General features: G+C 66.2%; 27 protein-coding genes. 15 read left to right on the forward strand and 12 right to left on the reverse strand.

The window, feature by feature from the left end; genetic code table 11:
- Positions 1-7: 7 nt before the first annotated feature.
- Genes hemC through NN5_RS02520 form a run of 3 tightly spaced genes read left to right on the forward strand, consistent with a single transcriptional unit; the run spans position 8 to position 2636 of the window.
- Entirely contained in the window at positions 8-955 is a 948-nt protein-coding gene (gene hemC / locus NN5_RS02510; RefSeq protein ID WP_084384690.1) for a hydroxymethylbilane synthase, read from the forward strand.
- Position 956: 1 nt separating this feature from the next.
- Positions 957-1679 (forward strand): uroporphyrinogen-III synthase, encoded by a 723-nt coding sequence (locus NN5_RS02515; RefSeq protein ID WP_067732482.1) that lies wholly within the window; start codon positions 957-959, stop codon positions 1677-1679.
- Positions 1680-2636 (forward strand): hypothetical protein, encoded by a 957-nt coding sequence (locus NN5_RS02520; RefSeq protein ID WP_067732483.1) that lies wholly within the window; start codon positions 1680-1682, stop codon positions 2634-2636. It begins immediately after the preceding gene.
- A 155-nt stretch (positions 2637-2791) separates the two neighbouring features.
- Here the strand turns inward: NN5_RS02520 and NN5_RS02525 are convergent, their stop codons facing one another.
- The gene (locus NN5_RS02525; RefSeq protein WP_067732484.1) at positions 2792-4036 is read right to left on the reverse strand and encodes an FAD-dependent monooxygenase; all 1245 of its coding nucleotides are present in this window, start codon (positions 4034-4036) and stop codon (positions 2792-2794) included.
- A complete protein-coding gene (locus NN5_RS02530) occupies positions 4033-5709 on the reverse strand; it encodes an alkaline phosphatase family protein (RefSeq protein ID WP_067732485.1) in 1677 nt (558 codons plus the stop codon). Before NN5_RS02530 ends, NN5_RS02525 begins: the two co-directional genes overlap by 4 nt.
- A gap of 125 nt (positions 5710-5834) precedes the next feature.
- Between NN5_RS02530 and NN5_RS02535 the strand changes: the two genes are divergently transcribed.
- On the forward strand, positions 5835-7859 hold the full coding sequence (locus tag NN5_RS02535; RefSeq protein ID WP_373280319.1) for a protein-disulfide reductase DsbD family protein: 2025 nt from the start codon (positions 5835-5837) through the stop codon (positions 7857-7859).
- A 163-nt stretch (positions 7860-8022) separates the two neighbouring features.
- On the opposite strand, the gene NN5_RS02540 is transcribed toward NN5_RS02535, so the two are convergent.
- The 10 genes from NN5_RS02540 to NN5_RS02585 form a co-directional block, all read right to left on the reverse strand.
- On the reverse strand, positions 8023-9423 hold the full coding sequence (locus NN5_RS02540; protein WP_067732487.1) for a M16 family metallopeptidase: 1401 nt from the start codon (positions 9421-9423) through the stop codon (positions 8023-8025).
- Between the two features lie 13 nt (positions 9424-9436).
- Positions 9437-10873: a M16 family metallopeptidase gene (locus tag NN5_RS02545; protein ID WP_067732488.1), complete on the reverse strand. Its 1437-nt coding sequence runs from the start codon at positions 10871-10873 to the stop codon at positions 9437-9439.
- 171 nt (positions 10874-11044) lie between these two features.
- Positions 11045-11818 carry a sigma-70 family RNA polymerase sigma factor gene (locus NN5_RS02550; protein WP_067732489.1) on the reverse strand — a complete coding sequence of 258 codons (774 nt, stop codon included), beginning with the start codon at positions 11816-11818 and terminating at the stop codon, positions 11045-11047.
- Positions 11815-13884, reverse strand: a complete 2070-nt coding sequence (locus NN5_RS02555; protein ID WP_373280320.1) for a flagellar biosynthesis protein FlhA — start codon at positions 13882-13884, stop codon at positions 11815-11817. Before NN5_RS02555 ends, NN5_RS02550 begins: the two co-directional genes overlap by 4 nt.
- Before the next feature lie 71 nt (positions 13885-13955).
- The gene (locus NN5_RS02560; protein WP_245656162.1) at positions 13956-14858 is read right to left on the reverse strand and encodes a lysozyme family protein; all 903 of its coding nucleotides are present in this window, start codon (positions 14856-14858) and stop codon (positions 13956-13958) included.
- A gap of 66 nt (positions 14859-14924) precedes the next feature.
- Positions 14925-15257: a flagellar protein FlgN gene (locus NN5_RS02565; RefSeq protein WP_245656163.1), complete on the reverse strand. Its 333-nt coding sequence runs from the start codon at positions 15255-15257 to the stop codon at positions 14925-14927.
- Positions 15257-15571: a flagellar biosynthesis anti-sigma factor FlgM gene (locus NN5_RS02570; RefSeq protein ID WP_067732491.1), complete on the reverse strand. Its 315-nt coding sequence runs from the start codon at positions 15569-15571 to the stop codon at positions 15257-15259. The genes NN5_RS02565 and NN5_RS02570 overlap by 1 nt, the downstream gene beginning before the upstream one ends.
- A 109-nt stretch (positions 15572-15680) precedes the next feature.
- Positions 15681-16184, reverse strand: coding sequence for a flagella basal body P-ring formation protein FlgA (locus NN5_RS02575; RefSeq protein ID WP_067732492.1), 504 nt, complete (start codon positions 16182-16184; stop codon positions 15681-15683).
- Positions 16185-16240: 56 nt separating this feature from the next.
- Positions 16241-16684, reverse strand: coding sequence for a hypothetical protein (locus NN5_RS02580; RefSeq protein ID WP_067732493.1), 444 nt, complete (start codon positions 16682-16684; stop codon positions 16241-16243).
- Complete coding sequence (locus NN5_RS02585; RefSeq protein WP_067732494.1) at positions 16681-17358, reverse strand: MotA/TolQ/ExbB proton channel family protein; 678 nt, start codon at positions 17356-17358, stop codon at positions 16681-16683. The genes NN5_RS02580 and NN5_RS02585 overlap by 4 nt, the downstream gene beginning before the upstream one ends.
- A gap of 208 nt (positions 17359-17566) precedes the next feature.
- Here NN5_RS02585 and flgB point away from each other — a divergent pair, with 208 nt between their 5' ends.
- The 11 genes from flgB to flgL are packed head-to-tail and all read left to right on the forward strand — an operon-like array spanning position 17567 to position 25525.
- A complete protein-coding gene (gene flgB / locus NN5_RS02590; protein ID WP_067732495.1) occupies positions 17567-17911 on the forward strand; it encodes a flagellar basal body rod protein FlgB in 345 nt (114 codons plus the stop codon).
- A 2-nt stretch (positions 17912-17913) separates the two neighbouring features.
- The gene (gene flgC / locus NN5_RS02595) at positions 17914-18321 is read left to right on the forward strand and encodes a flagellar basal body rod protein FlgC (RefSeq protein ID WP_067732496.1); all 408 of its coding nucleotides are present in this window, start codon (positions 17914-17916) and stop codon (positions 18319-18321) included.
- A complete protein-coding gene (locus tag NN5_RS02600; protein WP_067732497.1) occupies positions 18318-18656 on the forward strand; it encodes a flagellar hook capping FlgD N-terminal domain-containing protein in 339 nt (112 codons plus the stop codon). Before flgC ends, NN5_RS02600 begins: the two co-directional genes overlap by 4 nt.
- A gap of 24 nt (positions 18657-18680) precedes the next feature.
- Entirely contained in the window at positions 18681-19493 is an 813-nt protein-coding gene (locus NN5_RS02605) for a flagellar hook-basal body complex protein (protein WP_067732498.1), read from the forward strand.
- Between the two features lie 24 nt (positions 19494-19517).
- Positions 19518-20261 carry a flagellar basal body rod protein FlgF gene (locus NN5_RS02610; protein ID WP_067732499.1) on the forward strand — a complete coding sequence of 248 codons (744 nt, stop codon included), beginning with the start codon at positions 19518-19520 and terminating at the stop codon, positions 20259-20261.
- A gap of 13 nt (positions 20262-20274) precedes the next feature.
- Positions 20275-21063, forward strand: coding sequence for a flagellar basal-body rod protein FlgG (gene flgG, locus NN5_RS02615; RefSeq protein WP_067732500.1), 789 nt, complete (start codon positions 20275-20277; stop codon positions 21061-21063).
- 5 nt (positions 21064-21068) lie between these two features.
- Positions 21069-21755 (forward strand): flagellar basal body L-ring protein FlgH, encoded by a 687-nt coding sequence (locus tag NN5_RS02620; RefSeq protein WP_067732501.1) that lies wholly within the window; start codon positions 21069-21071, stop codon positions 21753-21755.
- Positions 21756-21766: 11 nt separating this feature from the next.
- Positions 21767-22876, forward strand: a complete 1110-nt coding sequence (locus NN5_RS02625) for a flagellar basal body P-ring protein FlgI (RefSeq protein WP_067732535.1) — start codon at positions 21767-21769, stop codon at positions 22874-22876.
- Entirely contained in the window at positions 22873-23253 is a 381-nt protein-coding gene (locus tag NN5_RS02630) for a rod-binding protein (RefSeq protein ID WP_084384691.1), read from the forward strand. The genes NN5_RS02625 and NN5_RS02630 overlap by 4 nt, the downstream gene beginning before the upstream one ends.
- A gap of 3 nt (positions 23254-23256) precedes the next feature.
- Positions 23257-24594 (forward strand): flagellar hook-associated protein FlgK, encoded by a 1338-nt coding sequence (gene flgK / locus NN5_RS02635; RefSeq protein WP_067732502.1) that lies wholly within the window; start codon positions 23257-23259, stop codon positions 24592-24594.
- 7 nt (positions 24595-24601) lie between these two features.
- Entirely contained in the window at positions 24602-25525 is a 924-nt protein-coding gene (gene flgL, locus NN5_RS02640) for a flagellar hook-associated protein FlgL (protein ID WP_067732503.1), read from the forward strand.
- The last annotated feature ends 53 nt before the right edge of the window (positions 25526-25578 follow it).

The raw sequence follows: 25578 nt of genomic DNA on the forward strand, positions 1-25578 counted from the left end.
GCCGCCCATGGAAACGCAGACACATAGTTCAAACCAGACTTTTCGCCTCGGCACCCGCCGCTCGCCGCTTGCGATGGCTCAGGCCGAGGAAGCACGCGACCGATTGGCGGAAGCGCATGGAATCGATCCGGCGCATATAGAGATCGTGGCCGTAACCGCCAGCGGTGATCGCATTCAGGACCGGGCTTTGGCCGAAATCGGCGGCAAGGCGCTGTGGACCAAGGAACTGGACGCCTGGCTGGCGGCGGGCGAGATCGATTTCGCCGTGCACTCGGCCAAGGACGTGGAAACGCTCCGCCCCGATCTCTTTGCGATCGGCGCCGTGCTCCCGCGCGAGGATGTGCGCGACGTGCTGATCGGGGCGGAGAGCATCGCCGCCCTCCCGCAAGGCGCGGTCGTCGGCACCAGCGCGCCGCGCCGCGCCGCGCAATTGCTCCACGCCCGGCCGGACTGCAAGGTCGTGACCTTCCGCGGCAATGTCGCCACGCGCCTTGCCAAGCTCGCCGCCGGAGAGGCCGACGCCACGTTTCTTGCCGCCGCCGGGCTCAAGCGGCTGGGCGAACACGGCACCGGCCATCCGCTCGACGAGGAGCACTGGCTGCCCGCGCCGGGGCAAGCCGCGATCCTGATCGAATGCCGCGCAAACGACGCGCGCACCCGTGCCTTCCTCGCGGCGGTGGACCATGCACACAGCCGCGCGACGCTCCTAGCCGAGCGGGTGCTGCTCGCGGCGCTCGGCGGCAACTGCCACAGCCCGATCGCCGTGCTCACCCGCGTCTATGGCAGCGAACTGGTGATGCGCGCCGCGCTCTACAGCCCGGACGGGGCCGAACACATCGAAGGTCACGCCCGCTTCGCCGCGGACGACGAGGACGGCCCGGCGCGGCTTGCGGCAGACCTGCTCGCCCGCGCGGTCCCAGCGATTGCCGATCACTTCGACGGTCCCGGCACCTGACATGACCCTGCCGGTTCTCGTCCTGCGGCCCGAACCCGGCGCGGCGGCAACCGTCAGGCAGGCGCGGGCGATGGGGCTCGAAGCCCATGCCTTTCCGCTGTTCGCCGTGCGTCCGCTGCCCTGGCAGCCAGTGCCGCGCGGGGACATCGACGCGCTGCTGCTGGGGAGCGCCAACGCCCTGCGCCACGGCGGCGAGGCGCTGGCGCTCTATCGCGGGCTTCCCGCCTACACGGTCGGCGAAAAGACCGCCGATGCGGCGCGGGCCGCCGGGCTCGACGTGGTGACGGCGGGCAAGGGCGGATTGCAGCAGGTCATCGCTCAGGTTCGTCACGAGCACCGCCGCCTGCTCCGTCTTGCCGGACGCGAGCGGGTCGATCTCGCACTGCCCGATGGCATTACAGTCACGACCCGCGAAGTCTATGCCAGCGAGCCTCTGCCGATGCAGCCCGGACTGGCGGGCCACCTCGCCGCCCCCGCACTCGTCCTGCTTCACTCCGGAGAGGCCGCGGCCCATTTCGCGCGGCTGTGCGACGAGGCGGGAATTGCTCGCGATACGATCAAAATCGCCGCGATCGGACCGCGCGTGGCCGCGCGGGCCGGACAGGGCTGGGCCGCGCTGCACAGTGCCAGCCGGCCCGATGATGCCGCATTGCTGGCCTTGGCGGCCCAGATGTGCGAAGAAGCCCGCTCGGGATCACATTCACAACTGCCAGAACAAGGATAAATGCAGGAATACTCCGCCATAACAGCGTCGTCCTCCGGCCGTCCGCGTTCGCGCAGCATCACTGTGTTCATTGCCCTGATGGCCTTCATCATGGGCGCGGCGCTGGTCGCCTGGGCCGCCTCGCACGGCTATCTCTCGGGCGTCCTGACCGCGCCGGACGCGCAGGAAACGACCGAAGCCGTGGCGGAAACGCTGGTGGAACCGGCCGCGCTGCCCAATGCCGCCGCAACGACTCCTGCGCCGAAAACCACGGCCGCGCAAATGGCAGCGATCAGTTCGGTCGAGGGCCGGCTGGCGATGCTGGAAGACCGGATCTCCCGCCTCGATTTCCAGACCGATGCCGCATCGGGCAACGCCGCCCGCGCCGAAGGCCTGCTGATCGCCTTCGCCGCGCGCCGCATGATCGACCGGGGCGAACCGCTCAGCTACGTCGCCGACCAGCTCAAGCTGCGCTTCATGAATGCCCAGCCGCGCGCGGTCGACACGATCATCGCCTTCAGCAAGAACCCGGTCACGATCGACGAACTCTCCGCCCGCCTCGAAGCGCTCTCGCCCGGATTGACCGGCGTAGAGACCAAGGAGAGCCTGTGGGATCGCGCCCGGCATGAATTCGGCGCCCTCTTCGTGATCCGCCGGGATTCCTCGGCGCTGGTCTCGCCTTCCGCCCGCATCGACCGCGCCAAGGTGATGTTGACCGCAAAGCGTATCAACAACGCCGTGGCCGAAGTCGAACGCCTGCCCGGCGCCGATCAGGCCCAGACCTGGATCGCCGACGCGCGCCGCTACGAGGACGTCCAGCACGCGCTCGACCTGCTGGAAACCACCGCAATGCTTGAACCGACCCGTCTGAAGGACGCCGAAGGGCACAAGGTCGACCAGCCGAGCCCCTTGGCGACGCCTACACCGACGGCAACGCCGACGCCGACGTCAGGCGAGGCGGTGAAACCTAGAGGGTAATCACCTTTGGACAGAACCTTCGTCATTGCGAGCGAAGCGAAGCAATCCAGAGCGGTTTACGCTCGCTCTGGATTGCCGCGGCCCTACGGGCCTCGCAATGACGATTCAAAGTAAGACGATAGACTATAAGGGATGAGGGATGGGCGCCCCTTCCCTTACCCCTGCAGCAATTCCGGCAACTTGCCCGACATCCCGCGCGCCTCATCCATGAAGAAGCGCTTGAGGGTCGGCATCCGCTGCACCGCGCCCATGCCGAGGCGGCGCGCGGCGCTAGGCAGCTTGCCGGGAATGCCGAACAGGCGGGTGAGACTGTCCGTCACCGACATGACCATGAAGCTGTCGAGGCTGCGCCACTTCTCGTAGCGGGCCAACAGTTGCGCATCGCCCGGTTCGAGGCCGAGGCGCATCCCGTCGGTCAGCACTTCGACCAGTGCCCCGACATCGCGCAGGCCCAGGTTCAGGCCCTGCCCGGCAATCGGGTGCATCCCGTGCGCGGCATCGCCGATCACCGCGAGACGCTGGTCGATGACTTTGGCGGCATGATGGAATTTCAGCGGATAGCTCATGCGCGGGGCCGCAAGTTCGATCCCGCCCAATACGCCGTGCATTCGCGCAGCGACTTCATTGATGAACATCGCATCGGTCATCGCGATCGCGCCCGCCGCGTCCTTTTCCGCGACAGTCCAGACGAGCGCGCTGCGGTGGCGGCCCTGCGCGTCGTCGAGCAACGGCAGCAGCGCGAAAGGCCCGGCGGGGTAGAAGATTTCCCACGCAGTGCCGTTATGCGGCTTCTCATGGAACAGCGCCGTCACCATCGCGCGGTGCTTATAGTCCCACTTCGCCATCGAGAACCCGGCCTCGTCACGCGTGGGCGACTGGCGGCCTTCCGCCGCGACCAGCAGCGAGGCGCGCAGCAACCGCCCGTCGCTCAGTTCCACTTCGACGCCGTGCGGCCCACGATCGCGGCGCACCGCCTCGGTCTTCACATGCCAGGCGATATGGGGCTCGTCCTTGGCCGCCTCGAACAGCGCGAGGCGCAGATCGCGGTTGAAGAACATCTTGCCCAGCGAGCCGTCCCCGGCCTTGGGTGTGAAGTCGATCTGGCCGGGCTTCATCCCGTCGGTCACGGCGATGGAATCGATCGCGCAGCCAAGCGGGGCCAGCCGCTCACCCAGCCCGATATTGGCGAAGAGGTTCCAGCTCGCGGTGGAGATCGCCGAAGCGCGCCCGTCCGCGCCTTCGGCCACGAGATCGGCCGGGTCGGCCCGGTCGATCACATGGCTGGTAATCCCCGCCTTCGCGGCCGCCAGCGCCAGCGTCATGCCGACGAGGCCGCCGCCGAGGATGATCAGATCGCGGGTATCCCCCGCAGGCTTCGCAGTCGTTTCCGAGTCGCTCATCGCGCGCAGGTATCGGCCTCCGAACCATCGATGTCGAGACATCTTCCGTCCCAGGTGCCTGCCGGTTCCTTCAGGCCGACCAGCGCGGCCAGCGTCGGCGCGATGTCCACCGTCTCGACCGGCACGGGCTGCTCTTCACCGGTCATGCCCTTGCGCCAGAACACGATCGGCACGCGGCGGTCATAGTCCCACGGGCTGCCATGGGTCGCGGTATAGCCCGGCGCGGGATCGACGATCCCGACCACGCCGCGCTTGGTCATCATCAGCACCTCGCCCGAACGCTCGGGATCGAAGGAGGCGCGCACGCGCTGGATCATCGTCCAGTCCTGCGGATCGCCCTGCGGCACCGGCACGGCCTTGAGTTCCTCGGCGGTATAGACCGCATCCACTTCGGGATTGGCCTTGAGCAGCGCGACCAGCGCCCCGGTCACGGTCTTGCGCTGCTTCGCGGTCAGGCCGGTGCCCAGCCAGATATCGCCCGAGCTCCCGCCGCCATAGAGCAGCTTGCCCTGCGGCGCCGTGATACCGGTCTCTTTCGAAACCGCTTCGGCCAGCGCGTCGCCTTCCAGGTCCGCGCTGATATGCTTCGCGCCCGGATAGCCTTCCTGATTGAGCCGCTCGGGCGCATCGATCCCGCCATGGTCGGCGCTCAGCACCACCGCATAATCGATCCCGCGCGCATCGAGCGCATCGAACAGCGTGCCGAGCGTGGCATCGAGTTGGGCAAGCTGGATGCACATTTCCACGCCCTCGTGGCCGAAGGCATGGCCGACGCGGTCGGTCTGCGAGAAGCTGACCGAAAGCACGTCCGGCACCGCGTCCTTGCCCATGCCCAGCTCATCGACCATGCGGATCGCGAGATCGCCGGTCGCGGCATCGAGGCGCGGACCGCCCGCGTAAGTGCGGTAGTCGCCCGGTTTGAGCGGGAAGCGGTAAGTGCCGATCGTGAAGTCCTTCACTTTCACCGCATGATCCACCGCGCCGCAGAAGCCGGGAACCGGCAGATCGCCATCGCCGCCATCGACCAGCTTGGCCACCGCGGCATTCTCCGCCTCGACCGCGGGCGTGATCTTGCGGTCCTCGAACGTGGTGAAACCCTTGCCGTCGAACCAGTACACCGCGTCGGTGTCATGCCCACTCATCATCACCGCCGCGCGGTCCTTGGCGGAGACGGCGGCGTTGATCGTGGCGGGATTGGCCTTCTTCATCAGGTCGCCCAGCGTCGGCGCCTTGAGGTGCCTGGGCGAGACCACCGGGTTCTTCGAGGTGCTGTCCGGGTTCGCCTCGTCCTCGACGCAATAGACCTTCTTGTCCTTGCGGCCGATGCCGGGGACGTACCAGTTGTTGGCGACAATCCCGGTGCGCGCGGGATGAACGCCGGTCAGCAGGGTCGAGTGGCCGGGGCAAGTCTCGGTCGCCGCGTGCGACTGGTAGCCGCTGGGAAACACCGCGCCATCCAGCAGCCGCTTGAAGCCCCTGGAGAAATGCTCGCGGTACTGCGCGAAGAGATCGGCCGAGAACTGATCCACCGAAATCGCCACGATCAGCCGGGGGGCGGGTGCCGGCGTGCTGGCCTCGGCCGCGGGAGGCGCGGCAGGCGTCTCATCCGCCAGCGCCGGGCTGGTGAAGGACAGCGCGGTGGCAAGGGCAATCAGCGGAAGAGCGAGGCGCATGAGGGGGGAGTTCCTTGAATTGTCGGCGCAATGCAGGCAGATGCGTCGATGACCGGAACGCGCGATGAGCGCAAGAGCCCCCAACGCACGGAAGCTTGATGGATTTGCGCTGCTATCGCCCGTTTATGGCACTCCTGTGTCAGATCCTCGCGCTGATCCTGTGGAGCCCGCCAGCGCTGGCGGCCCCCAATCACATCGCTGCCGAGCTGGTCGCCGGCCCCGCCGCGAAGCCCGGCGGCGAAACGACGATCGCCATCCGCATGACGCCCGAGAAGGGCTGGCACGGCTACTGGGTCAATCCCGGCGATGCCGGGCTCGGGATGCAGCTCGACTGGACGCTGCCTGACGGCGCGAAAGTGGGAGAGCCGGATTATCCGGTGCCGCAAACGCTGCTGGTGCAGGGGCTGATGAACCATGTCTATGAGAGCGAATATGCCGTTCTCGTGCCTTTCACCGTGCCGGCAGATGCCGCGCCGGGCAGCCGGTTGCCGGTGCGGGTAAAGGCGCAGTGGCTGGCCTGCACCGAACAGATCTGCGTCCCTGAAAGCGCTGACCTCGCGACGGAAATACCCGTCGGAACGGCCCAGGCAGACACCGCGGCCCGCTTCGACGCCTGGCGCCAGCGCCTGCCCGCACCGCTCGATGCGCCGGCCACGATGGCGCTGTCGGACAAGGTGCTGCGCCTGGCGATCCCGCTTCCCGCCTCGGTGGCATTGTCCTCCCCGCACGTCTTCATCCGCGAGGACAAGATCGTCGACTATGCCGCACCGCAGGTCTTCACCCGCAAGGGAGACACGCTGCTGGTAACGATCCCGCGCGCGAAGTTCGCGGCGCGCGGGGCGGACGAGATCGAAGGCGTGCTCAAGCTGGACGATCAGGGCAATGGCGTGTCCTTCGCCGCGCGGCCCGGCAGCGTGCCGGTGGGCGGCGTTCCGGTCGCGGGGCCTGAAGCGCCGGACTTGCCCGCCCTGCCCTGGCTGCTGCTGGCGGCGCTGGCGGGCGGGCTGCTGCTCAATGTGATGCCTTGCGTCTTCCCCATCCTCAGCCTCAAGGCGCTCAGCCTTGCCCGCGCCGGGGAAAGCGAGGCCCATGCACGGATCGAGGGGCTGGCCTATACGGCGGGCGTGATCGCCGCCTGTCTGGTACTCGGCGGCGTGCTGCTGGCTCTGCGCGCGGGCGGGGAGCAGGTCGGCTGGGCGTTCCAGTTACAGGAGCCGCTGGTGGTCGTGGCGCTATTCCTGCTGGCCAGCGCCATCACCGCCAACCTGATGGGGCTGTTCGAGTTCACCGTGCCCGGCTTCGTCGGCACCGGTTCGCCGCGCAGCTATACGCAGGGTGCCTTTGCGACCGGCCTGCTCGCCGCTTTCGTCGCCACGCCCTGCACCGGGCCGTTCATGGCCTCGGCCATGGGCGCGGCGCTGCTGCTGCCGGTGCTGCCCGCACTCGCGCTGTTTGCGGCACTGGGACTGGGGATCGCCCTGCCTTTCCTCGCCGTCGCCTTCGTGCCCGCACTGCGCACGCGCCTGCCCAAGCCCGGCGCGTGGATGGTGAAATTCCGCCACTGGATGGCGCTGCCGATGGGACTGACCGCGCTGGCGCTGGCCTGGCTGGTGTGGAAGGTCGCGGGCAGCCTTTTCACCTGGCTGGTGCTTTCCGATGTCCTGATGCTGCTGGTTGTCCTCTGGTGGATAGGACGCCGCCAGCGCAAGGGACTCGACACCCGCTGGCAAGTGTTTGCCGCAGTCCTTGGCGTCCCCGCTGCAATGGCCATCTTGCCTCAGCCTGCTCCCCCTGCAAGCGAGGTCGAATCGATCCTCGACACCAAACCCTTCAGCGAGGAGGCGCTGGCCAAAGCGCGCGCATCGGGCAAGCCGGTGTTCGTCTACATGACCGCCGACTGGTGCCTGACCTGCAAGGTCAACGAGGAAGTCGCGATAGAGCGCGCCGAGACCAAAGCCGCGTTCGACAAGGCCGGGGTGATCGTGCTGCGCGGTGACTGGACCCGGCGCGATCCGGAGATCACCCGCTTCCTCACTGCGCAAGGCGCCGCCGGGGTGCCGCTCTATGTCTGGTACGCGAAGGACGGCAAGGCGGAACAACTGCCGCAAGTGCTGACGCCTGCACTGCTGGCGGAGAAGGCAGCGAGCTGATGTAGCGGGAACAAAGCCCCGCAAAACTTCGTCATCCCCGCGAAGGCGGAGGCCCCGCTCTCTTTTTCATACGTGACGCAGAAAAAAGCGGGATCCCCGCCTTCGTGGGGATGACGGAAAACTGGGATGCGAAATGCAGTCCCGATGACAATCGAGCAGGCCGCTACTTCGGCAGCTCCGAAGCGATCTCCGGCACCTTTTCCAGTTGCGGGCGCACGCTGTCGAGCGGACCGACGACGACCACGCTCATCTTGCCGATGGGCAGCTCACGCTTGACGGCGTTCTGCAGGTCAGTGGGTGTCAGCGCGCTGACCTTGCCGACATAGGCGTTCATGTAATTCGCCCCGAGCCCGAGCAGGTCCAGGCTTGCCAGCGAGTTCGCCATGCCCTTGCGCGAGGCAAGGCCGATCACGAACGTGCCGTTCATGTAGTTCTTGATCCCCTGCACTTCGGCGGCCGTGGGCGGCTCGTCCTGCATGTGCCGGATTTCCTTGTAGATCTCGGTGATCGCCGGTCCGGTGGCCTGCGCCGTCACCGCCGCGCTCTCCACCCACGAGGCGCCTTCGACGCGATCGGAAAGGCTCGCGCGCGGCGAATAAGTATAGCCCTTGTCCTCACGGATGTTGCGCGTGATGCGCGAGGAGAAATAGCCGCCCAGCAGCGTGCTCGCCGCCTTGAAATCGACGTTTGCGCCGGGCTTGTCGACGCGCTGGCCCATCAGCACCATCGATTGCGGCGCGCCGGGTCGGTCGATCAGCACCACCTTGGGAGCCGGATTGGCAGGGGCTGGCAATGCAGTCGGTGCAGCGCCTGCCTTCCAGCCGCCGAACGCCTTTTCGATCGCCCCGCGCACGGCCCCTGCATCAAAGCGTCCGGCGACATAGAAATGCGTGCGCGCCGCGCCGAAGTTGGCTGCATGGAACGCCTTGACCTGATCCAGCGTATAGCCCGCCAGTTGCTGCTGGGTCGGGAAAACGCGGCCATAAGGGTGATCGGGATAGATCACCGAAGCAAAGGCGTCCTCGGCAATGGAATCCGGCGTGGATTTGGCCACCGAAAGGTTGCGCATCAGATCGGCGCGCACTTTCTCCAGCTCCTCCGCCTTGAGATCAGGGCGCTGCAACAGGTCGGCGATCAGCCCGATCGCTTGCGGCGCATCCTCGCTCAGCACATCCATCGCGGCGGTGGTGAGATTGAGCCCGGTCGAGAGCGACAGGCTGCCGCCCATGCCCGCCGCCAGATCGGCCAGCTGCGAGGCATCGCGCCCGCCCGCGCCCTTCTGCATCAGCGCGCCGGTCATGTCCGCCAGCCAGACATTGGCGCCATCGTCGATATTGCCGGTGTAAACGGCGGCCAGGATCGTCGCCTTGGGCACGTTGCCATAGGGAATGAGCGTGACCTGCATCCCGTTGGGAAGCGCATAGGTGGTCATCTGCGGCAGTGTGAACGGGCGCGGCGCGCTGGGGGCGGGCGGCGCTTCCTTGGCCGCCACGGCGTCAGGCACGGCGGCAATCCCCATGGCAAGGGCGGCGGTTGCAGTGGCGAAAGCCAGGAACATCTTCATCGTCTCGCCTCCCTTACTTGCCGGTTTCCGCCGCGGTCCCAGCCGATTTCACACCGGGCTTCAGGTCCACGATCGAACGGTTGGCCGGCCGCAAGTATTCTTGCGCGGTCTTGCGGATCAGCTCGGGCGTGACCTTGTCGATCTCCTGCTCCAACCGGTTGATCCGGCCCGGATCGTCGTCGAACAGCGCAAAGCTGGCGAGCAGGTTGACGAGACCGATGCGGTTGCCGTCGCCGATCACGTCGTAGAGCTTCGAGCGGGCCTTGGTCTTGGCCCGCTCCATCTCCGCGGGCGTGATGAGATTGGTCTGCAGATCCTTCACGATACCGTCAATCGCGGCGAGGATCGTGTCATCGCTGACATCGGGACCGTGAATGATCATGCCCGACCACAGCATCGGCCCGTTGTAGTCGTAAGCATTGCCCAGCGGCCAGTTGATGCCGCCATCGACACTGCCGCCATAGCCCTTGTCGTTGACCAGCACTTTGGTGAAGCGGCTGTCGTCCCCCTGCATCAGCATCAGGTCGATCAGCGTCATCGCCGCCCATTCGGGCGTGCCCTTGGGCGGCACGTGATAGGCCCAGGCGAGTGCGGGCTGCGGCGCCAGCGGATCCGTCTTCTCGATGCGCTTTTCCGCCGTCTGGCGCGGCTCGGAAATGTCGGGCCGCGCGATCTTCGGCGCGGCGGGGATCACGCCGAAATACTGGTTCGCCCAGCCCATCACCTGCTGGGGGTCAACGTCGCCGGCCACCACCAGCACGGCATTGTTGGGCGCATAGTACTGCTTGAAGAACGCCTGCACGTCCCCCAGCGTCGCCGCGTCGATCTCTTTCAGATCGCCGTAGAAATTGTGCGCGTTGTACCAGTTGGAATTGGCCAGCTGCGGCAGGTCGAGCCAGGGGAAACCACCATAGGGCTGGTTGAGGACGTTGACCTTGACCTCGTTCTTCACGACTTCCTGCTGGTTGGTCAGGTTGGCCTGGGTAATGTCCAGCCCCTTCATCCGGTCGGCCTCGGCCCACAGGAAGGTCTCGGTCGTATTGCTGGGGACGACTTCGTAATAGTTGGTGAAGTCGAACCGGGTCGATCCGTTGAGCACGCCGCCGTTCTTGTTGACGAGGCCGATGAACTCGGCCTTGCCCAGGTTCTGCGAGCCCTGGAACATCATGTGTTCGAACAAGTGGGCAAAGCCCGTGCGATCCTTGGGCTCGATGCGAAAGCCGATGCCGTAATAGACGCCGATCGTCGTGGTGGGCACCGAGTGATCGGGCGAGATCACCACTTTCAGGCCATTGGCAAGCTTGTGATACTCGACCGGCACGTGCACCGCGGCGGCCGCAGCGCTATTCGCCGGAGGATCGGCGGCGAAAGCGGTTTGGGGGGCAATGGCAAGTGCGAGCAGGGGTGCGGCGAAAAGGGCCGCACGCTTCAGTCTGCCGTGCTGGATCATGTCGATGGAGGCTCCCGGACAGTTCCCTGGAACGGGAGACCGCCGCCCCCCGCATTGAACTGCAAGGGGGTAGAGCCCGCCCGGACGGGAACAGGGGCTTAATCGACGAACCGCCCCCTGCCTTCGACCAACGGCATTACCACATCACAACGCGCCGGAATGGCCGGGAATTCACAGAATGTCGGCAACCCCTTCGAGACTTTCGCGCAGCTTGCTGAGCGCCTGCGCCTTGAGCTGGTGCACGCGCGGGGTGGAAACCTGAAGGACTTCCGCGATTTCCGCGAGGTTCAACTCCTCGACGAAGTAGAGCTGCACCACCAGCTTGAGCCGGTCGGGCAAGTCGGTGATGGCATCGATCACCGCGCCGCGCAGTTCCTCGTCGGCCATGAGGGAAAAGCTGTCGGGCATCTCGTCGGCAAAGGCCATGCTCTGATCGGAATAGACCTCGTCAATGGAATCGAAGCGCAAGGGCTGGCTGGAATCGCGCAGCGCGGCCAGATCCTGTATGGCCATGCCCATGGCATCGGCCAGTTCCTGCGGATGCGGATCGCGGCCCAGTTCGCCGCGCAGTTCCGCTTCCTTTTCCGCCAGCAGGCGGCGGCGTTCGGCGGCCCCGCGCGACATCGGCACGGTGCGGCGGATGAGATCGACCATCGCCCCGCGCACGCGCATCTTGGCATAGGCGGCAAAGCCGTCCTCGGTCGGGCCGGAGTGCTTCTGCGCGCATTCGGTCAGCGCGACGAGCCCCGCCTGGATGAGATCCTCCAGCTCTATGCCCGGCCTGCCGGTGCCGTGGACGTGCCAGGCCAATCGCCTGACCATCGGCAGAAACCGCCGGACGCGGTCGGCTACGTCCCCCTGGTAGGCCCCGGCGACTCGATTGGGGCGGCCAGCGGGAACAGGAGTGGCGTGGGCCGTTGTGAAGGCACCTTGATCTTGTTTCATGCAGCCATGCTCTCTGCTTGGTCTTGATAGTCGTTTCTGGCGGATTCGGAGTGCGTCAGGCCCGGTTGCTGGTTCACAGCGGGCGCCGCACCAATGACGTCGACAACTTCGATCGGCTGCGTCGGCGGCAGCTCCGCGATCGAGATGACGAGGCACGAGGGCGCGCGCAGCCGCAGCAGGGCGGACAACGCCCGGCGCGCCGCCGGCTGGACGACCAGCGTCAGCGGAATCGCGCCCGGACCACGAGCCTCGGACAGTTCGGAAATACGTTCGCCGATCATGCGGGCCAGATCCGGCTCGATCACCGGCTGGCCAGTCACCGGATCGCGCATACCCTGGACGATCGCGCTTTCGAGACCGGCATCGAGGGTGATGACGGCAAGCCGCGCGTTCGGCGGGCAGACCCGGCCGACGATGAGCCCGCCGAGGTCGGAGCGGACCAGCTCGATCAGCCGGTCGTGATCGGTCGTCTGCTGAACCGCGCGTGACAGGCTGGCGAGGATCGGCAGCGGATGCGTGATCGGAATGTGATCCTCCAGCAGCGTGCGCAGCACACGGGTGAGCGCGGCAAGCGAAAGCGGCTGCGGATAGACGGTCTCGACAAGCCCGGCCGAATTCACCTTGAGCGATTCGAGCAGGGCCTTGACCTGATCGGGGCCGAGCAGATCCTGCGGGCTCTCGCTCAGCAACTGGTTGAGATGCGTCGCGATGACCGTGCCGGGATCGACCGTGAGGAAACCTTCGGCGGTCGCGTGATCGCGGGAAGCAGGATCGATCCACAGCGCCGGGCAGCCGAAGCTGGGATCTCGCGCGGCCTCGCCCCGGATGGTGTGGTTCTGGCGCACTTCGCCGGTGTCGATCGCCAGCACCTTGTCGGGCCGGATCGTGCTGCCGCCCAGGTTCACGCCGCCCAGCACCACGCGGTATTCGTATGGCGGCATGTCGAGCGCGTCACGGACGCGGAACTGCGGGACGATGAAGCCGAATGCCTGGCTGAGCTGCTTGCGCACGCCGGTGATCCGGGTGACCAGCGGCGAACCGCGCCGTTCGTCGACAAGCTGTACGAGGCCATAGCCCAGCTCGATCGTGACCAGCGTGTGATCGGACACTTCGTCCAGGTCGATCCGCGCCGGATCGACCACGGGTTCCGGTTCGGGCTCCGGAATGGCCGCCTTGACCGCACGCTTGCGCAAGGTGTTCCACAGCCAGAAGGCGAGGCCCGAAGCGGGCAGGAACACCGTCTGCGGCATCGCCGGGATCATGCCGATGGCGCCGAGCACGACCGCCACCGGCAGCCAGGTGCCGGGCGCGGCGAACTGGCCGCCGATCTGGCCGGCAAGGTCGCGGCTGTCGGAGACGCGGGTAACGATGACGGCCGCGGCGATCGAAAGCAGCAGCGACGGCACCTGCGCGACGAGCGCGTCGCCGATCGCCAGCGTGATGTAAGTCTGCGCCGCATCGCCCGCCGAAAGGCCGTGGCTGATCATGCCCAGGCAGAAACCGGCGATGATATTGACGCCCAGGATCAGCAGGGCGGCAATCGCGTCGCCCTTCACGAACTTCGACGAACCGTCCATCGAGCCGTAGAAGTCCGCCTCGGTCGCCACTTCGCGGCGACGGGCCTTGGCTTCTTCGGCGGTCATCAGGCCGGCGGCCAGATCGGCGTCGATCGCCATCTGCTTGCCCGGCAAGGCATCCAGGGTGAAGCGCGCGGACACTTCGGACACGCGGCCCGCACCCTTGGTGACGACCACCAGGTTGATGATGACGAGGATCAGGAAGACGAAGATGCCGACGGCGAAATTGCCGCCGATCAGGAACTCGCCGAAACTCTCGATGACCTTGCCCGCCGCTTCGCCGCCTTCGTGGCCATGCACGAGGACGACGCGGGTCGAAGCGACGTTGAGCGCCAGGCGCAGCAGCGTCGCGAACAGCAGCACGGACGGGAACGAGGAGAAGTCCAGCGGCTTTTCCGCGTTCATCGCCGCCATCAGCACCGCGACCGAAAGCGCGATGTTCATGACGAAGGAGACGTCCAGCACGAAAGCCGGCACCGGCACGATCATCAGGACGATGAGGACCAGGATGCCCGCCGGCAGCGCGATGGCGCCGGGATCGCTGATACGGTTGAACAGATTCACAGGTTGAACCTCGCAAGCTTGGCGTAGGCATCACGCACCCGCGCGGGGACGGCGTCCGGAGAGGTTCCGAATGCGCCCTGCAGCGTTTCCGCCATCGAGAGCGTGCTCACTTTCGGCGCCTGCGGCGCGGAGCCCAGCCCGGCGTGGAATTCGCGGGCGATCGGGCCCATCGGCGGTTGCCAGCTGGCCCCCGCCTGTTCGGTGATTTCGTTTGAAGCGGTCTGAACGCCCTGCGCGGGGCTCACGCTGGCCCAGTAAGCGGCATCGCCGCCTTCCATGGCGCTGGAGACCTTGCCGCGCATCAGGTCCATGACGGCGCCGACGCTGCGCGGACCACCGCCCGCGTAGAAAATGCCGTGATTGGCCGCCGCCGCCTTGGGAAGGATCGCCGCCGCGCTCTGCGACGGATCGCTCTGCAATGCCGAGAAGAACTTGCTCGCCCCGGCGATGCCGAGGAAATGCGCCATGTAGAGTTCGGCGGCATCGGGCTCGCGGCCCAGCTGGGTGGTGAGTTCGGCCTTGTTGTCGCTGGCCAGCTCGGCGGCCATCATCGACGAGACATCGGCGTTGTAGCGCAGCCCCATGACTTGCGCGCGCGTGCCCGGATCGCTGATACGGCCACCCTGGATCACGCTGTTGACCCAGTCCATCCCATGCTCGGAGCCGTGACGCCCCAGCGTCTCAAGCCAGGTTCCCTGGGTGAACTGATAAAGCCCGGCCGCGCTCGAAGTCGAAGCCCGGGCACCGGGATCAAGGCTCGATTCCAGTTTGGCCTGCGCGAGCAGGTACTGGAAATCCACCCCGGTCTTTTCGGACGCACGGGCGATGGCGGCGCGCGTCTGCGCCCCCCCGGCCGCAGCGGCGCCGCCAATCCCGTTGTAGATCTGTCCCTCGCTCAATTCCGGCTCCCGGCACAAAAGTTACCGGGATCCGCTTAAGCAAGAGGCGTGCCAAATGCCTTTTCGTTAGGCCCTGGCACCGGCGACGGCATAAGTCGCCCCCGCGCGATAGAGCTGCGGACCGCCCATCATGGCATCGAGACGCCGTGACACATTGGCCGCGATAATGTTGCGAACCTGGCGGTTTACCTCGTTCAGGCGCCGTGCGGTGTCGAGCATGCCGCGGCATTCCTCGTCCAGTTGCACAGGCTCTACGCCTTCCAGGGTTCCGCACAGGCGGTTCTTGTCGTTGGAGGCACCGACGATCCCGTCCAGATCCAGCCCGGCAAGGGCCTGCCGCTCTTCTTCCAGAACGGCAAGCATCTGCCGCAGGGTGTCACGAAGATCGGAACTGGACATTACTTCGGGCTCCTCAGCATGACGCCGGCGGCGATCATGGCATCTGCGATCTTGGCGGGAATCAGCGGGTACGAGCCGGATTCCACAGCCTTGCGGACTGCATTGACACGATCGGTATCGACCGGCGCCGCGCCCGGATTGAGCGCGTCGGAGGTTTCCACCGCCGTACTGGCAGTCGTGCTCGTATTCTTGCTTGTCGTGCGGTTGGCAGCAGCCCCGTTCGCACCGGGCAATGCTTCACCGCCCGCCGCGCGGGCCAACCTTGCATCGATCGCGCTGGCAGCGCGTGCAGGTCCCACTTCGATAGGTGGCATGATGCCGCTCCTTAAAAGTTCCTGACCTTGAGAACGGCACTTTATAGAACTTTTTAATGGGGGCGGCAAAAAACTGCCAATTGGCGGCAGGCAATAAAAATCCGCCGCCTTACGGCAGCGGCAAGATTACCAGTCCCGGGCGTTCAATGCGCGCCCGCATCGGTTCTGTGCGGGCATTGCCCGCAGACACCGGCCTCACTCGTATCCAAGCACCGACCGGCCCGGATTCCATAGCTTCGCCTGGTTGAGAAACGGTAAACCCGTCACCGCTGATCGCAATCGCGACGGCATCGCCGCGATTGACCGCGTCGGGCACACGCTCGGGTATAGCGGCGGCAACCGGCGCCGGCCGGCGGACCGGCACGAACAGGCGCCAGCCGTTCACATCGCCGCATTGCACCACGACGCTTTCCTGCAGTGTCGTGCGCCACGACAGCGCAATACCGCTGCGACAGGGCTGCAGGCGCAGACGCCGGTCGACCGGGGTCAACGCGCCACCGACCTGACCAACCGTCGCGCCCGTGAACGCGGCAACCTGGCGGTCGATCACGTCGAGATCAGCGAAAGCTCCGGACGCCGCAGCGGCGGCAAGGAGAATGAGGCTGGGAGTCATGGCATGGATTTCCCGTCAATTGGACTTGCTGAAAACTAAGCAAGTACCATGCCATTTTATCGAGAAGATTTGCCGTCCGTCCGTCCTTCATAGGGAGAGTCGTAAGCCAGAACGGCGCGCACCGCGCCGTCGCCCGGCTCGACCACGATCCGCGCGGCCTGCCCCTGCGCTCCTGCCTCGGCCAGGAGCTTCTCCGCTTCGGCGAGCGCGCGCGACTGGGCGCCGCTCCCCGCCCCGTAGCGGGCCGTAATCGTCAATTGCTGGCGCGGGTCCGCTGCCTGCTCGTGCAGCCACTGTGCAAGCGGCGGCGCGCCCGGCCCGGCGACATAGACCGAGAGCGGCTCGGTCTGCGGCGAAGGCGCGGCGGAAGCCTGGCTGGAAGCGGTCTTGGCCGGCGGCTTGGACACCTGATGGCTGGCCGCTGCCGCCGTGGCCATGAACAGGATCAGCGACAGATCCGCCAGCGATGTCTGCCAGCTCTGCCCGGCCCGAACGCTCATCGCGCCTGGCCTGCCACCGCCTTGTGCTTGATCACGTTTGCCGCGGGCGCGGCCGGCAAGGCGCCGGCCACCTGCTTTTCAAGCCAGTCGAGCACACGCTGGCGGGCCTTTTCCTCATCCGAGGCGCGGCGCGCCACAGCGCGCGCCAGCGGGGCGAAGAAGAGATTGCCGAGCAAGAGCCCGTAGAGAGTGGTGAGCACCGCCATGGAGATCGCTGCGGTAAAGCTCCCGCCCGCCCCGTCTCCGGCAGGAAGCTGGCTGAGCGAAACAAGCGTGCCGGCCAGACCGAACACCGGCGCCAGATCGGCCGCCTGGGTCAGCGTGCGCACCGCCCGCAGGGCGTTCCGGTTGCGCTCGCGCTTGTGCTCGAGATGGGTACGGTGCAGGCTTGCGATGGAGCGCGTGCCGATCAGCGCATCCGTCGCCTCGTCGATTTCGGCATCGCCGAAAAAGCGCGGCTCGGTGCGGATCACGCCATTCGCCTGCATTCCGCGGACATGCACGGCCAGCTCGGAGCGCACACGCGCCGCATCGAAGCTGGTCCGGCCAAGCCCCATCAGCGCTGCAAGCGCCGCACGTGTATCACCCAGCCCGCAGCGCAGGACCGTGGCCATGCACGTCCCGCCCACCACGATCAGGGCACTGCCCGCGTCGAACAGGTTTTCCGGCTGCATCTGTGCAGATCTCCTTTGGCATACAGAACGACAGGTGCTGCCGGATTTGAAGTCCGAAGGCGTAAATTTGCCGCCTACCGGCAAACTCTTGCCGCTCCGGCTGCCAGCCTTGCGCCGAAACCGCCAAAACCCGTGAAAAACGGGCCATTCCGGATTTTGGCACGCCCTTTGCTATTAAGTCCGCTGGTAAACGTAGGACACGAGAGAAATGCCCGATCTTTTCGGAATCAATGGCACGGCTCTGGAATTGCGCTCGCAGCGCATGGGCCTGCTTGCCTCCAATATCGCCAATGCCGGCACCCCCGGCTACAAAGCGAAGGACATCGACTTCACCGCCGCGCTCAAGGCTGCCGAGAGCGGGACCGACGTCTCAACCGCCGCCGACCGCGCGACGCTCTACCGCACGCCGGTGATGCCTTCGCTCGACGGCAACACGGTCGAACTGCAGAACGAGCAGGTCGCCTTCTCCGAAAACGCCGTCGGCTATTCGGCCACGCTCCAGTTCATCCGCGCCCGCGTGGATACCGTGACCCGGGCCCTGAAGGGAGACTGACGATGTCCAACCAGCCCATGACCCTGTTCGGCCTCGCCCAGCGCGGCATGTCCGCCCAGCTGGTGCGCATGAACGCCGCAGCGTCGAACCTGGCGAATGCCGGGACCGTCTCGGGCAGCGAGGAAGCTGCCTACAAGCCGATCCGCGCCGTCTTTGCCGAAGACCTCGACCGCGCCAGCGGTCTGGCCTCCGTCGATGTGCAGGGCGTCGTGCGCGAGAGCGCCGCTGCCGTCCGCCAGCACAATCCCGACCACCCGCTCGCCGACGAGAACGGCGACGTCTGGGTCGCTCCCGTCGATGAGAACGCGGAGATGGTCGAGATGCTCGAAGCCTCGCGCCAGTACCAGAACCTGGTCGAGGCCATGTCCACCGCCAAGCAGCTCATGCTCGACACGATGAGGATGAAATGACCGTCACTTCCGTAACCTCGACCAGCTCGACGACGAGTTCCTCGTCCACGGCCAAGAATTCGCTTTCGCAGCTCAATTCGAACGATTTCCTCAAGCTCATGCTGGCCCAGATGGAGCAGCAGGACCCGACCAATCCGGTCGACCAGAAGGAAATGCTCGCGCAGATGGCGCAGTTCTCGCAGCTGTCCAACTCGACCGAGATGAACGACACGCTGAGCACGATCTCGTCGAAGCTCGACGATGTCGTCTCCGCCCAGAACGCGACGCAGAGCGCCGTGTCAGCGCTGAGCGCCAGCCTGTCCTCCGGTTCGACCGACACGCAAACCGCAGCCTGATCCTCTTCCAGGAGTATTGCCTCGATGTCTTTCTATACATCCCTCAGCGGCCTCAAGAGCGCCCAGACCGACCTCAGCGTCATTTCGAACAACATCGCCAACTCGGAAACCGGTGGCTTCAAGAAGAGCAACACCGCCTTCTCCGACATCATCGCCGCTTCGGCCAATTCCAACCCGAACACCACGTTCGGTGTCGGTTCGAGCGTCGCCAAGATCACCCAGGACTTCACGCTGGGCCCGATCGAGCAGACCGGCAATGCGCTTGACGTCGCGGTGAACGGCGAAGGCTTCTTCACCGTGGTCAACCCGCTCTCGGGCGATACCCAGTACACCCGCAACGGCGCTTTCACGGTCGACGGCGACGGCTACATCACCAATGCCCAGGGCTCGCAGCTTCAGGTCTACCCGGTCGATTCCACCGGCGCGATCAGCGGCACCACCCTGCAGGCGGTGCAGATTCCCTCGACCAATGCCGCCGGCGCCGACTACTCGGGCGTTTCGGTCGGCGAGAACGGGGACGTCGTCGCCACCTATTCGGACGGCACCAGCGAAACGCTGGGCGTCGTCGCCCTCGCCCACTTCATCGCCCCGACCGGCCTCAAGCAGCTCGGCAACGCGACCTGGGCCGCGACCGGCACTTCGGGCACCGCAACTTATGGCCAGCCCGGCTCGAACAGCTACGGCAGCCTGCTGTCGGGCGCGCTGGAGCGTTCGAACGTCGACATCGCCGAGGAACTCGTTTCGCTGATCACCGCCCAGCGCAACTTCCAGGCGAACGCCAAGGCGATCGATACCGCCACCCAGATCTCGCAGACCATCATCAACCTGCGGACCTGACGGATAACGCTGGGGGGCTGACCGATGGACCGTCTGATCTACACCGCCGTTTCGGGCATGAACGCCTCGCTCAACCAGCAGCGCGTGATTGCCAGCAACATGGCCAATGCCCAGACGACCGGCTTCAAGGCCGAGATTCTGCAGGCAACGCCGATGACGCTGGAAGGCCCGCAACTGGATGTGCGGGCCATGTCCAGCACCGAGGTGAAGAGCGCCTCGATGAAGGACGGCGAGATCAAGCAGACCGGTTACGCCCTCGACATCGCGATGCAGGGCGATGCCATGCTCGCGGTTCAGGCCCCCGACGGGCAGGAGAGCTACACCCGGCGCGGCGACCTTTCGGTCACCGTGACCGGCGTGCTCCAGAACGGCGAAGGCCTGCCGGTGATCGGCAACAACGGCCCGATCACCGTACCGCCCGGCTCGAACGTGACGATCGCGCCGGACGGCAACGTGATGATCACCGATCCCGCCACGCCGGACCAGCCGCCGCAGGCCGTCGACCGGATCAAGCTGGTCAGCACCACCGGCACCCAGATCGCCAAGGACCTCGACGGACAGTTCCGCGTGAAAGGCGGGGGTGTCCTTCCGGTCGACGAGAATGCCCGGGTAATTACCGGAGCACTCGAAGAATCGAACGTCAACGCATCCGAAGTACTGGTCCAGATGATCTCGGCCCAGCGTCTTTTCGATATGCGGACCAAGCTCGTCCAGACCGCCGGCCAGCTCGATGAAGCTGGCGCCCGTCTCATGCGCATCGATAGCTGAGGAATAAGAAGCCATGCCCAGTTCAGCACTCCAGGTCGCCCGTACCGGTCTCGAAGCCCAGGACACGCGGATGCGCGTGATCGCCAACAACCTGGCGAACGTTTCGACCACCGCGTTCAAGCGCGACCGCGCGAACTTCGCGACGCTCGCCTATCAGGACGCCCGCGTGGCCGGCGCCCAGTCATCGACCGAAACCACTTACGCCACGGGCCTGAACCTCGGCACCGGCGTCGGCATCCAGTCGACCACCCGCATGGAAACGCAGGGTTCGCTGAACTCCACGGGCAACTCGCTCGATCTCGCGCTCGACGGCGACGGCTACTTCCAGGTGCAGCTTCCAGGCGGCCAGCTCGGCTATACCCGCGCCGGCAACTTCACGCGCTCGTCCGAGGGCCAGCTGGTGACGGCGCAGGGCTATGTGGTCCAGCCGCCGATCACCATTCCCGAAGGCACGACCACGATCACCGTTTCCACCGACGGCACGGTTTCGGCCCAGGTCGCCGGACAGACCGATGCCACGCAGCTCGGCCAGATCACGATCGCCAGCTTTACCAATCCGGCCGCCCTTCAGGCCTCGTCGGACAACTTCATGCTTGAAACCACCGCCAGCGGCCCGGCGCAGATCGGCATTGCCGGCCAGCAGGGGCGCGGCAACATCAAGCAGGGTATGCTCGAAGGTTCGAACGTGAACATCGTCGAGGAACTGGTCGACATGATCGAGACCCAGCGCGCCTACGAGATCAACTCGAAGATGATCTCGGCCGTCGACGAAATGCTCAAGAACGCCAACCAGACGCTGTAAGGACCATGAGCAAGACATTCACCCATTGCGCCGCGGCGCTTCTCGCGATGACCATGCTGGCAGCGGCTCCGTCGCCGGCACTCGCGAAGAAGAAGCCCAAGGTCTCCGGCTTCGAGCCCACGCTACCGATGGCCCAGCCCGCGCAGCCCCAGGCCGCGACCGGCGGCATCTTCAACGTCGCAACCGGCTATGCGCCGCTTTACACCGGCACGCGTGCCGCCCGGGTCGGCGATCCCGTGACGATCCAGCTCGTGGAAAGCACCACCGCCGCCAAGTCAGTGACTTCCAAGAACTCGAAGGGCGGCGGTGCCTCGATCACCCCGCCGACCGCCGGGCTCCTGTCCTTCCTGAATCCCAATGCCCTTAAAGCAAGCTCGACTTCGTCGTTCAACGGAGGGGGAAATGCGGCCCAGACGAGCACGCTCGCCTCGACGCTTTCCGTCACCATTGCGGAGGTTCGTCCCAACGGCACCGCGCTTGTCAGAGGGGAAAAGCAGATGCTGCTCAGCCAGGGAAATGAATGGATCCGGTTTTCCGGCATCATTCGCCTGGCCGATATCGACCAGGAGAACGCCATCCCGTCGAGCCGCGTCGCCGATGCCCACATCGAATACAGTGGCAAGGGCGCGCTGCAGCAGTCGAGCAAACAGGGCTGGCTTGGCCGGTTCTTCAACATGATCTCGCCGTTCTGATGGGGACCGCCATGATTCGCCGCATCCTCCTTTCCCTCGCCGCTCTCAGCGCCGCTTTCGCCGCCGTGCTTCCCGGCGCGGCCATGGCCGAACGCGTGCGCGACCTCGGGCAGTTCCAGGGCGTGCGCTCGAACCAGCTCACCGGCTACGGCATCGTCGTCGGCCTGCCGGGCACGGGTGACGACAACCTCGAATATCTGACCCAGGCGATGAAGGGCGTCTCGGGCCGCATGGGCCTGACCCTGCCCGCCGGCGTCGCGCCGGGCCTCAAGAACGCCGCGGCCGTCATGATCACCGCCGATCTTCCCGCCTTCGCCAAGCCGGGCCAGCGCATCGACGTGACCGTCTCGACGATCGGCAAGGCCAAGTCGCTGCGCGGCGGCGCCCTGATCCTGACCCCGCTCTACGGTGCCGACGGCCAGGTCTATGCGATGGCCCAGGGCAACCTGGCCGTGGGCGGCCTCGGCATTTCCGGCAAGGACGGCTCGAACCTGACCGTCAACATCCCGACCGTCGGCCGCATTGCCGACGGCGCCAGCGTCGAACGCGCAGTCGCCACCGGGTTCGACAACAATCCGGTGCTGCGCTGGAACCTGTTCGACGCCGACTTCCTGACCGCCGCGCGCGTGCGCGATGCGATCAACGCGCGAATCCCGGGCACGGCCTCGGTCGAGGACGGCGTCACGCTGGCCCTGACCCTGCCGCTCGATCCCAACACCCGCGCCAGCGTGATGGCGGCGATCGAGATGATCAATGTCGATCCGGCCGAAACGCCGGCCCGCGTGATCGTCAACAGCCGCACCGGCACTGTCGTCATCAACTCGGCCGTGCGCCTCTCGGCCGCCGCGATCAGCCACGGCAAGCTGACCGTGCGGGTCGACGAGAATCCGACCGTGGTCCAGCCCGCCCCGTTCAGCAAGGGCCAGACCGCCGTCGAACAGAACTCGACGCTCTCGGCCGACGAGGAAAAGCGCTCCGTCGCGCTGTTCCAGCCCGGCGCCTCGCTGTCCAAGGTGGTCGATGCCCTCAACATGCTGGGCGTCACCCCGTCGGACCTCGTCGCGATCCTCGAAGCGCTCAAGCAGGCCGGCGCGCTCAAGGCGGAAATGGTGGTGATATGAGCACGATCACGTCCTCCCTTCCCGGCATGACCACGGCTGCGACCGCGACCGATCGCGAAAAGCTCACAGCCGTGGCCAAGCAGTTCGAATCGCTGTTCATGCGCCAGATGCTGTCGAGCGCCCGCAAGGCCGACTTCGGCGGCGACAAGCTGTTCAGCAGCCAGGCGCTCGACACCTTCAACCAGATGCAGGACGAGCATTTCGCCGACGTGACCGCGCAGAGCGGCACGCTCGGCTTTGCCACCATCATCGAGGCGCAGATGGCGCGGTTCCTGCCCGAACAGAGCGCGGACCAGACTACTGCCGGTATTGGCATCGGCCCGAGCAGCGGTACGGGCATCACCATGGGCACCACCACCGGAACGGGAGACACCTAAGCCATGGCCGCGGACCTCCTCACGATCGCCAGTTCGGGCGCGCGTGCTGCCAAGGCAGCGCTCGACGTCACGGCCAACAACATCTCGAACGCCTCGTCGGAAGGGTATGTCCGCCGCAGCGTCACTGTCACCGAACTGGGCGTCAACTCGGTCAGCACTTCGCCGACCGAAATCAACCTGGCCGGCGTGCGCGTCGCCAGCGTGGTCCGCAACGCCGATACCTTCCGCCAGTCCGAAGTCCGCCGCACCGGCTCCGACGCCGCGCGCGCCGATGCCGAAGTGCAGGGTCTGGAGAACATCGAATCCGCCGTCGAGCAGACCGGCGCCTACGATTCGATCGTCAACTTCGAAGCGGCCCTGCAGCAGCTGGTCTCCGACCCCTCCGACGGCGCCCTGCGCGCTTCGGTGGTCGAACAGGGCCGCAGCATGGCCGAGACCTTCAACGTCACGTCGTCCAGCCTCCAGGCCGTCGGCGACGGGCTGCGTTTCGAAGCGCAGTCGGGCGTTGACACGGTCAACAGCATCACGACCGAACTGGCCCGCGTGAACCTGCGCCTCGCCCGCTCCTCGGATTCGTCGAGCGACCAGACCTCGCTGCTGGACCAGCGCGATCTGCTGCTGCAGAACCTGAGCGACCAGCTCGGCATCTCGACCAGTTTCGGCACCAATGGCGTCGTCACTGTCACGCTGGGGGATTCCTCCGGCCCGACCATGGTCACGGGCGGCACGGCCTCGACTCTGGAAATGGCCACCGCCACTGACGGGACCATCTCCTTCACGCTGGACAGTTCCGCAGCGACGATCGATTCCGGGGCCCTGGCCGGCAAAGGACAGGCCCTGACCCAGCTTGCCGACACCAACAGCCAGCTCGACGCGCTCGCCGCCAAGATCATCGATACCGTCAACACCGCGCAGGCGAATGGCGTGGACCTGAACGGCGATACCGGCACGGCGCTGTTCAGCGGCACCGGCGCGGCCGACATGACGATGATCGCCACCGGCGGCAGCGCCGTCGCCACCGCCGCGGCCGGCAGCGCCGCAGGCAGCCGCGACGCGACGAACCTCACGGCCCTGCGCGACGCGCTCTCCACCGCCGATCCGGCGGGCGACATGAACACTGTGCTGTTCGGCATTTCCAGCGCGGTGGCCGGACGGACAGTGACGCGCGACGCTCTCGATTCGATCGCCAGCGCCGCCAAGGTCGCGCTTCAGGCTCAGGCCGGCGTCGATCTCGATCAGGAAGCCGTCAACCTCGTGCGCTACCAGCAGGCATTCCAGGCTTCGGGCCGGGTGATGCAGGTGGCCTCCGACATCTTCGACACCATCCTAGGCATCAAGTAGGCCCGCCATGACGATCGTTTCCACCAGCACCAGCGCCTTTTACGAGCGGTCCCGCGCCAGCATGAAGGACTTGCGCCTGAAGGCCGAGACTCTGCAGGCACAGGTCGGCAGCGGCGAAAAACTGTCGCGCTCGTCGGACGATCCCGTCGCCGCCGCCCGGTTGCGCACGCTCTCGCGGCTTGAAAAACTGGCAACCATCGACTCGTCGAACGCCGACCGCGCGACCGCGGACCTGTCGCTGGCCGATTCGGCCATGTCGAACATGTCGACCGCCATCATCCGCGCCCAGGAACTGGCCACCCAGGCCGCCAGCACCACGCTGACCGACACCCAGCGCGCTGGCATCGCCACCGAACTGGATCAGATCCAGCAGGATCTGGTGACTCTCGCCAATTCGCGCGATTCGAACGGCCACGCGCTGTTCGGGGGCGAGAGTTCAGGCAATGCCTATGAGCTCGATGCCAATGGCAACGCCACGTATATCGGCACTGGCAGCGCGGACAGCCTGCCGATCGGCGACGGCCAGACGATGGCCAGTTCGATGACCGGCACGCAGATTTTCGAATTCACCGATGGCAACGGCAATACCACCGACGTGATGGCGACGATCAAGTCGCTGTCCGATGCGCTCAAGGGCGGATCCACCGATCCGACCGGATCAGCCAACGACGCGCTGGCATCGCTCAAGACGGGTCTGGACACGCTGTCCACGGCGCAGACGGTGGTCGGCACCCGGCTTGCCTGGCTCGATACCGTCGCCACGCGCAGCACCAATCTTTCGGAACTGCGGGCGAACGAGAAGTCCGACCTCGGCGGGGTCGACATGACCGAGGCCATCGCGAACCTGCAGGAAACACTGACCGTTCTCGAGGCCAGCCAGGCGAGCTTCACCAAGCTGTCCAGCCTCAGCCTGTTCAACAACCTGAACTGAGACCATTGCCCCCGGCCTTCGGCAGGGCCGGGTTCTTTTTCGACGGGGGAAGT

Origin of the sequence: Novosphingobium naphthalenivorans NBRC 102051 (genome assembly GCF_001590985.1) — a bacterium.
In the GTDB taxonomy this organism is placed as follows: Bacteria; Pseudomonadota; Alphaproteobacteria; order Sphingomonadales; family Sphingomonadaceae; genus Novosphingobium; species Novosphingobium naphthalenivorans.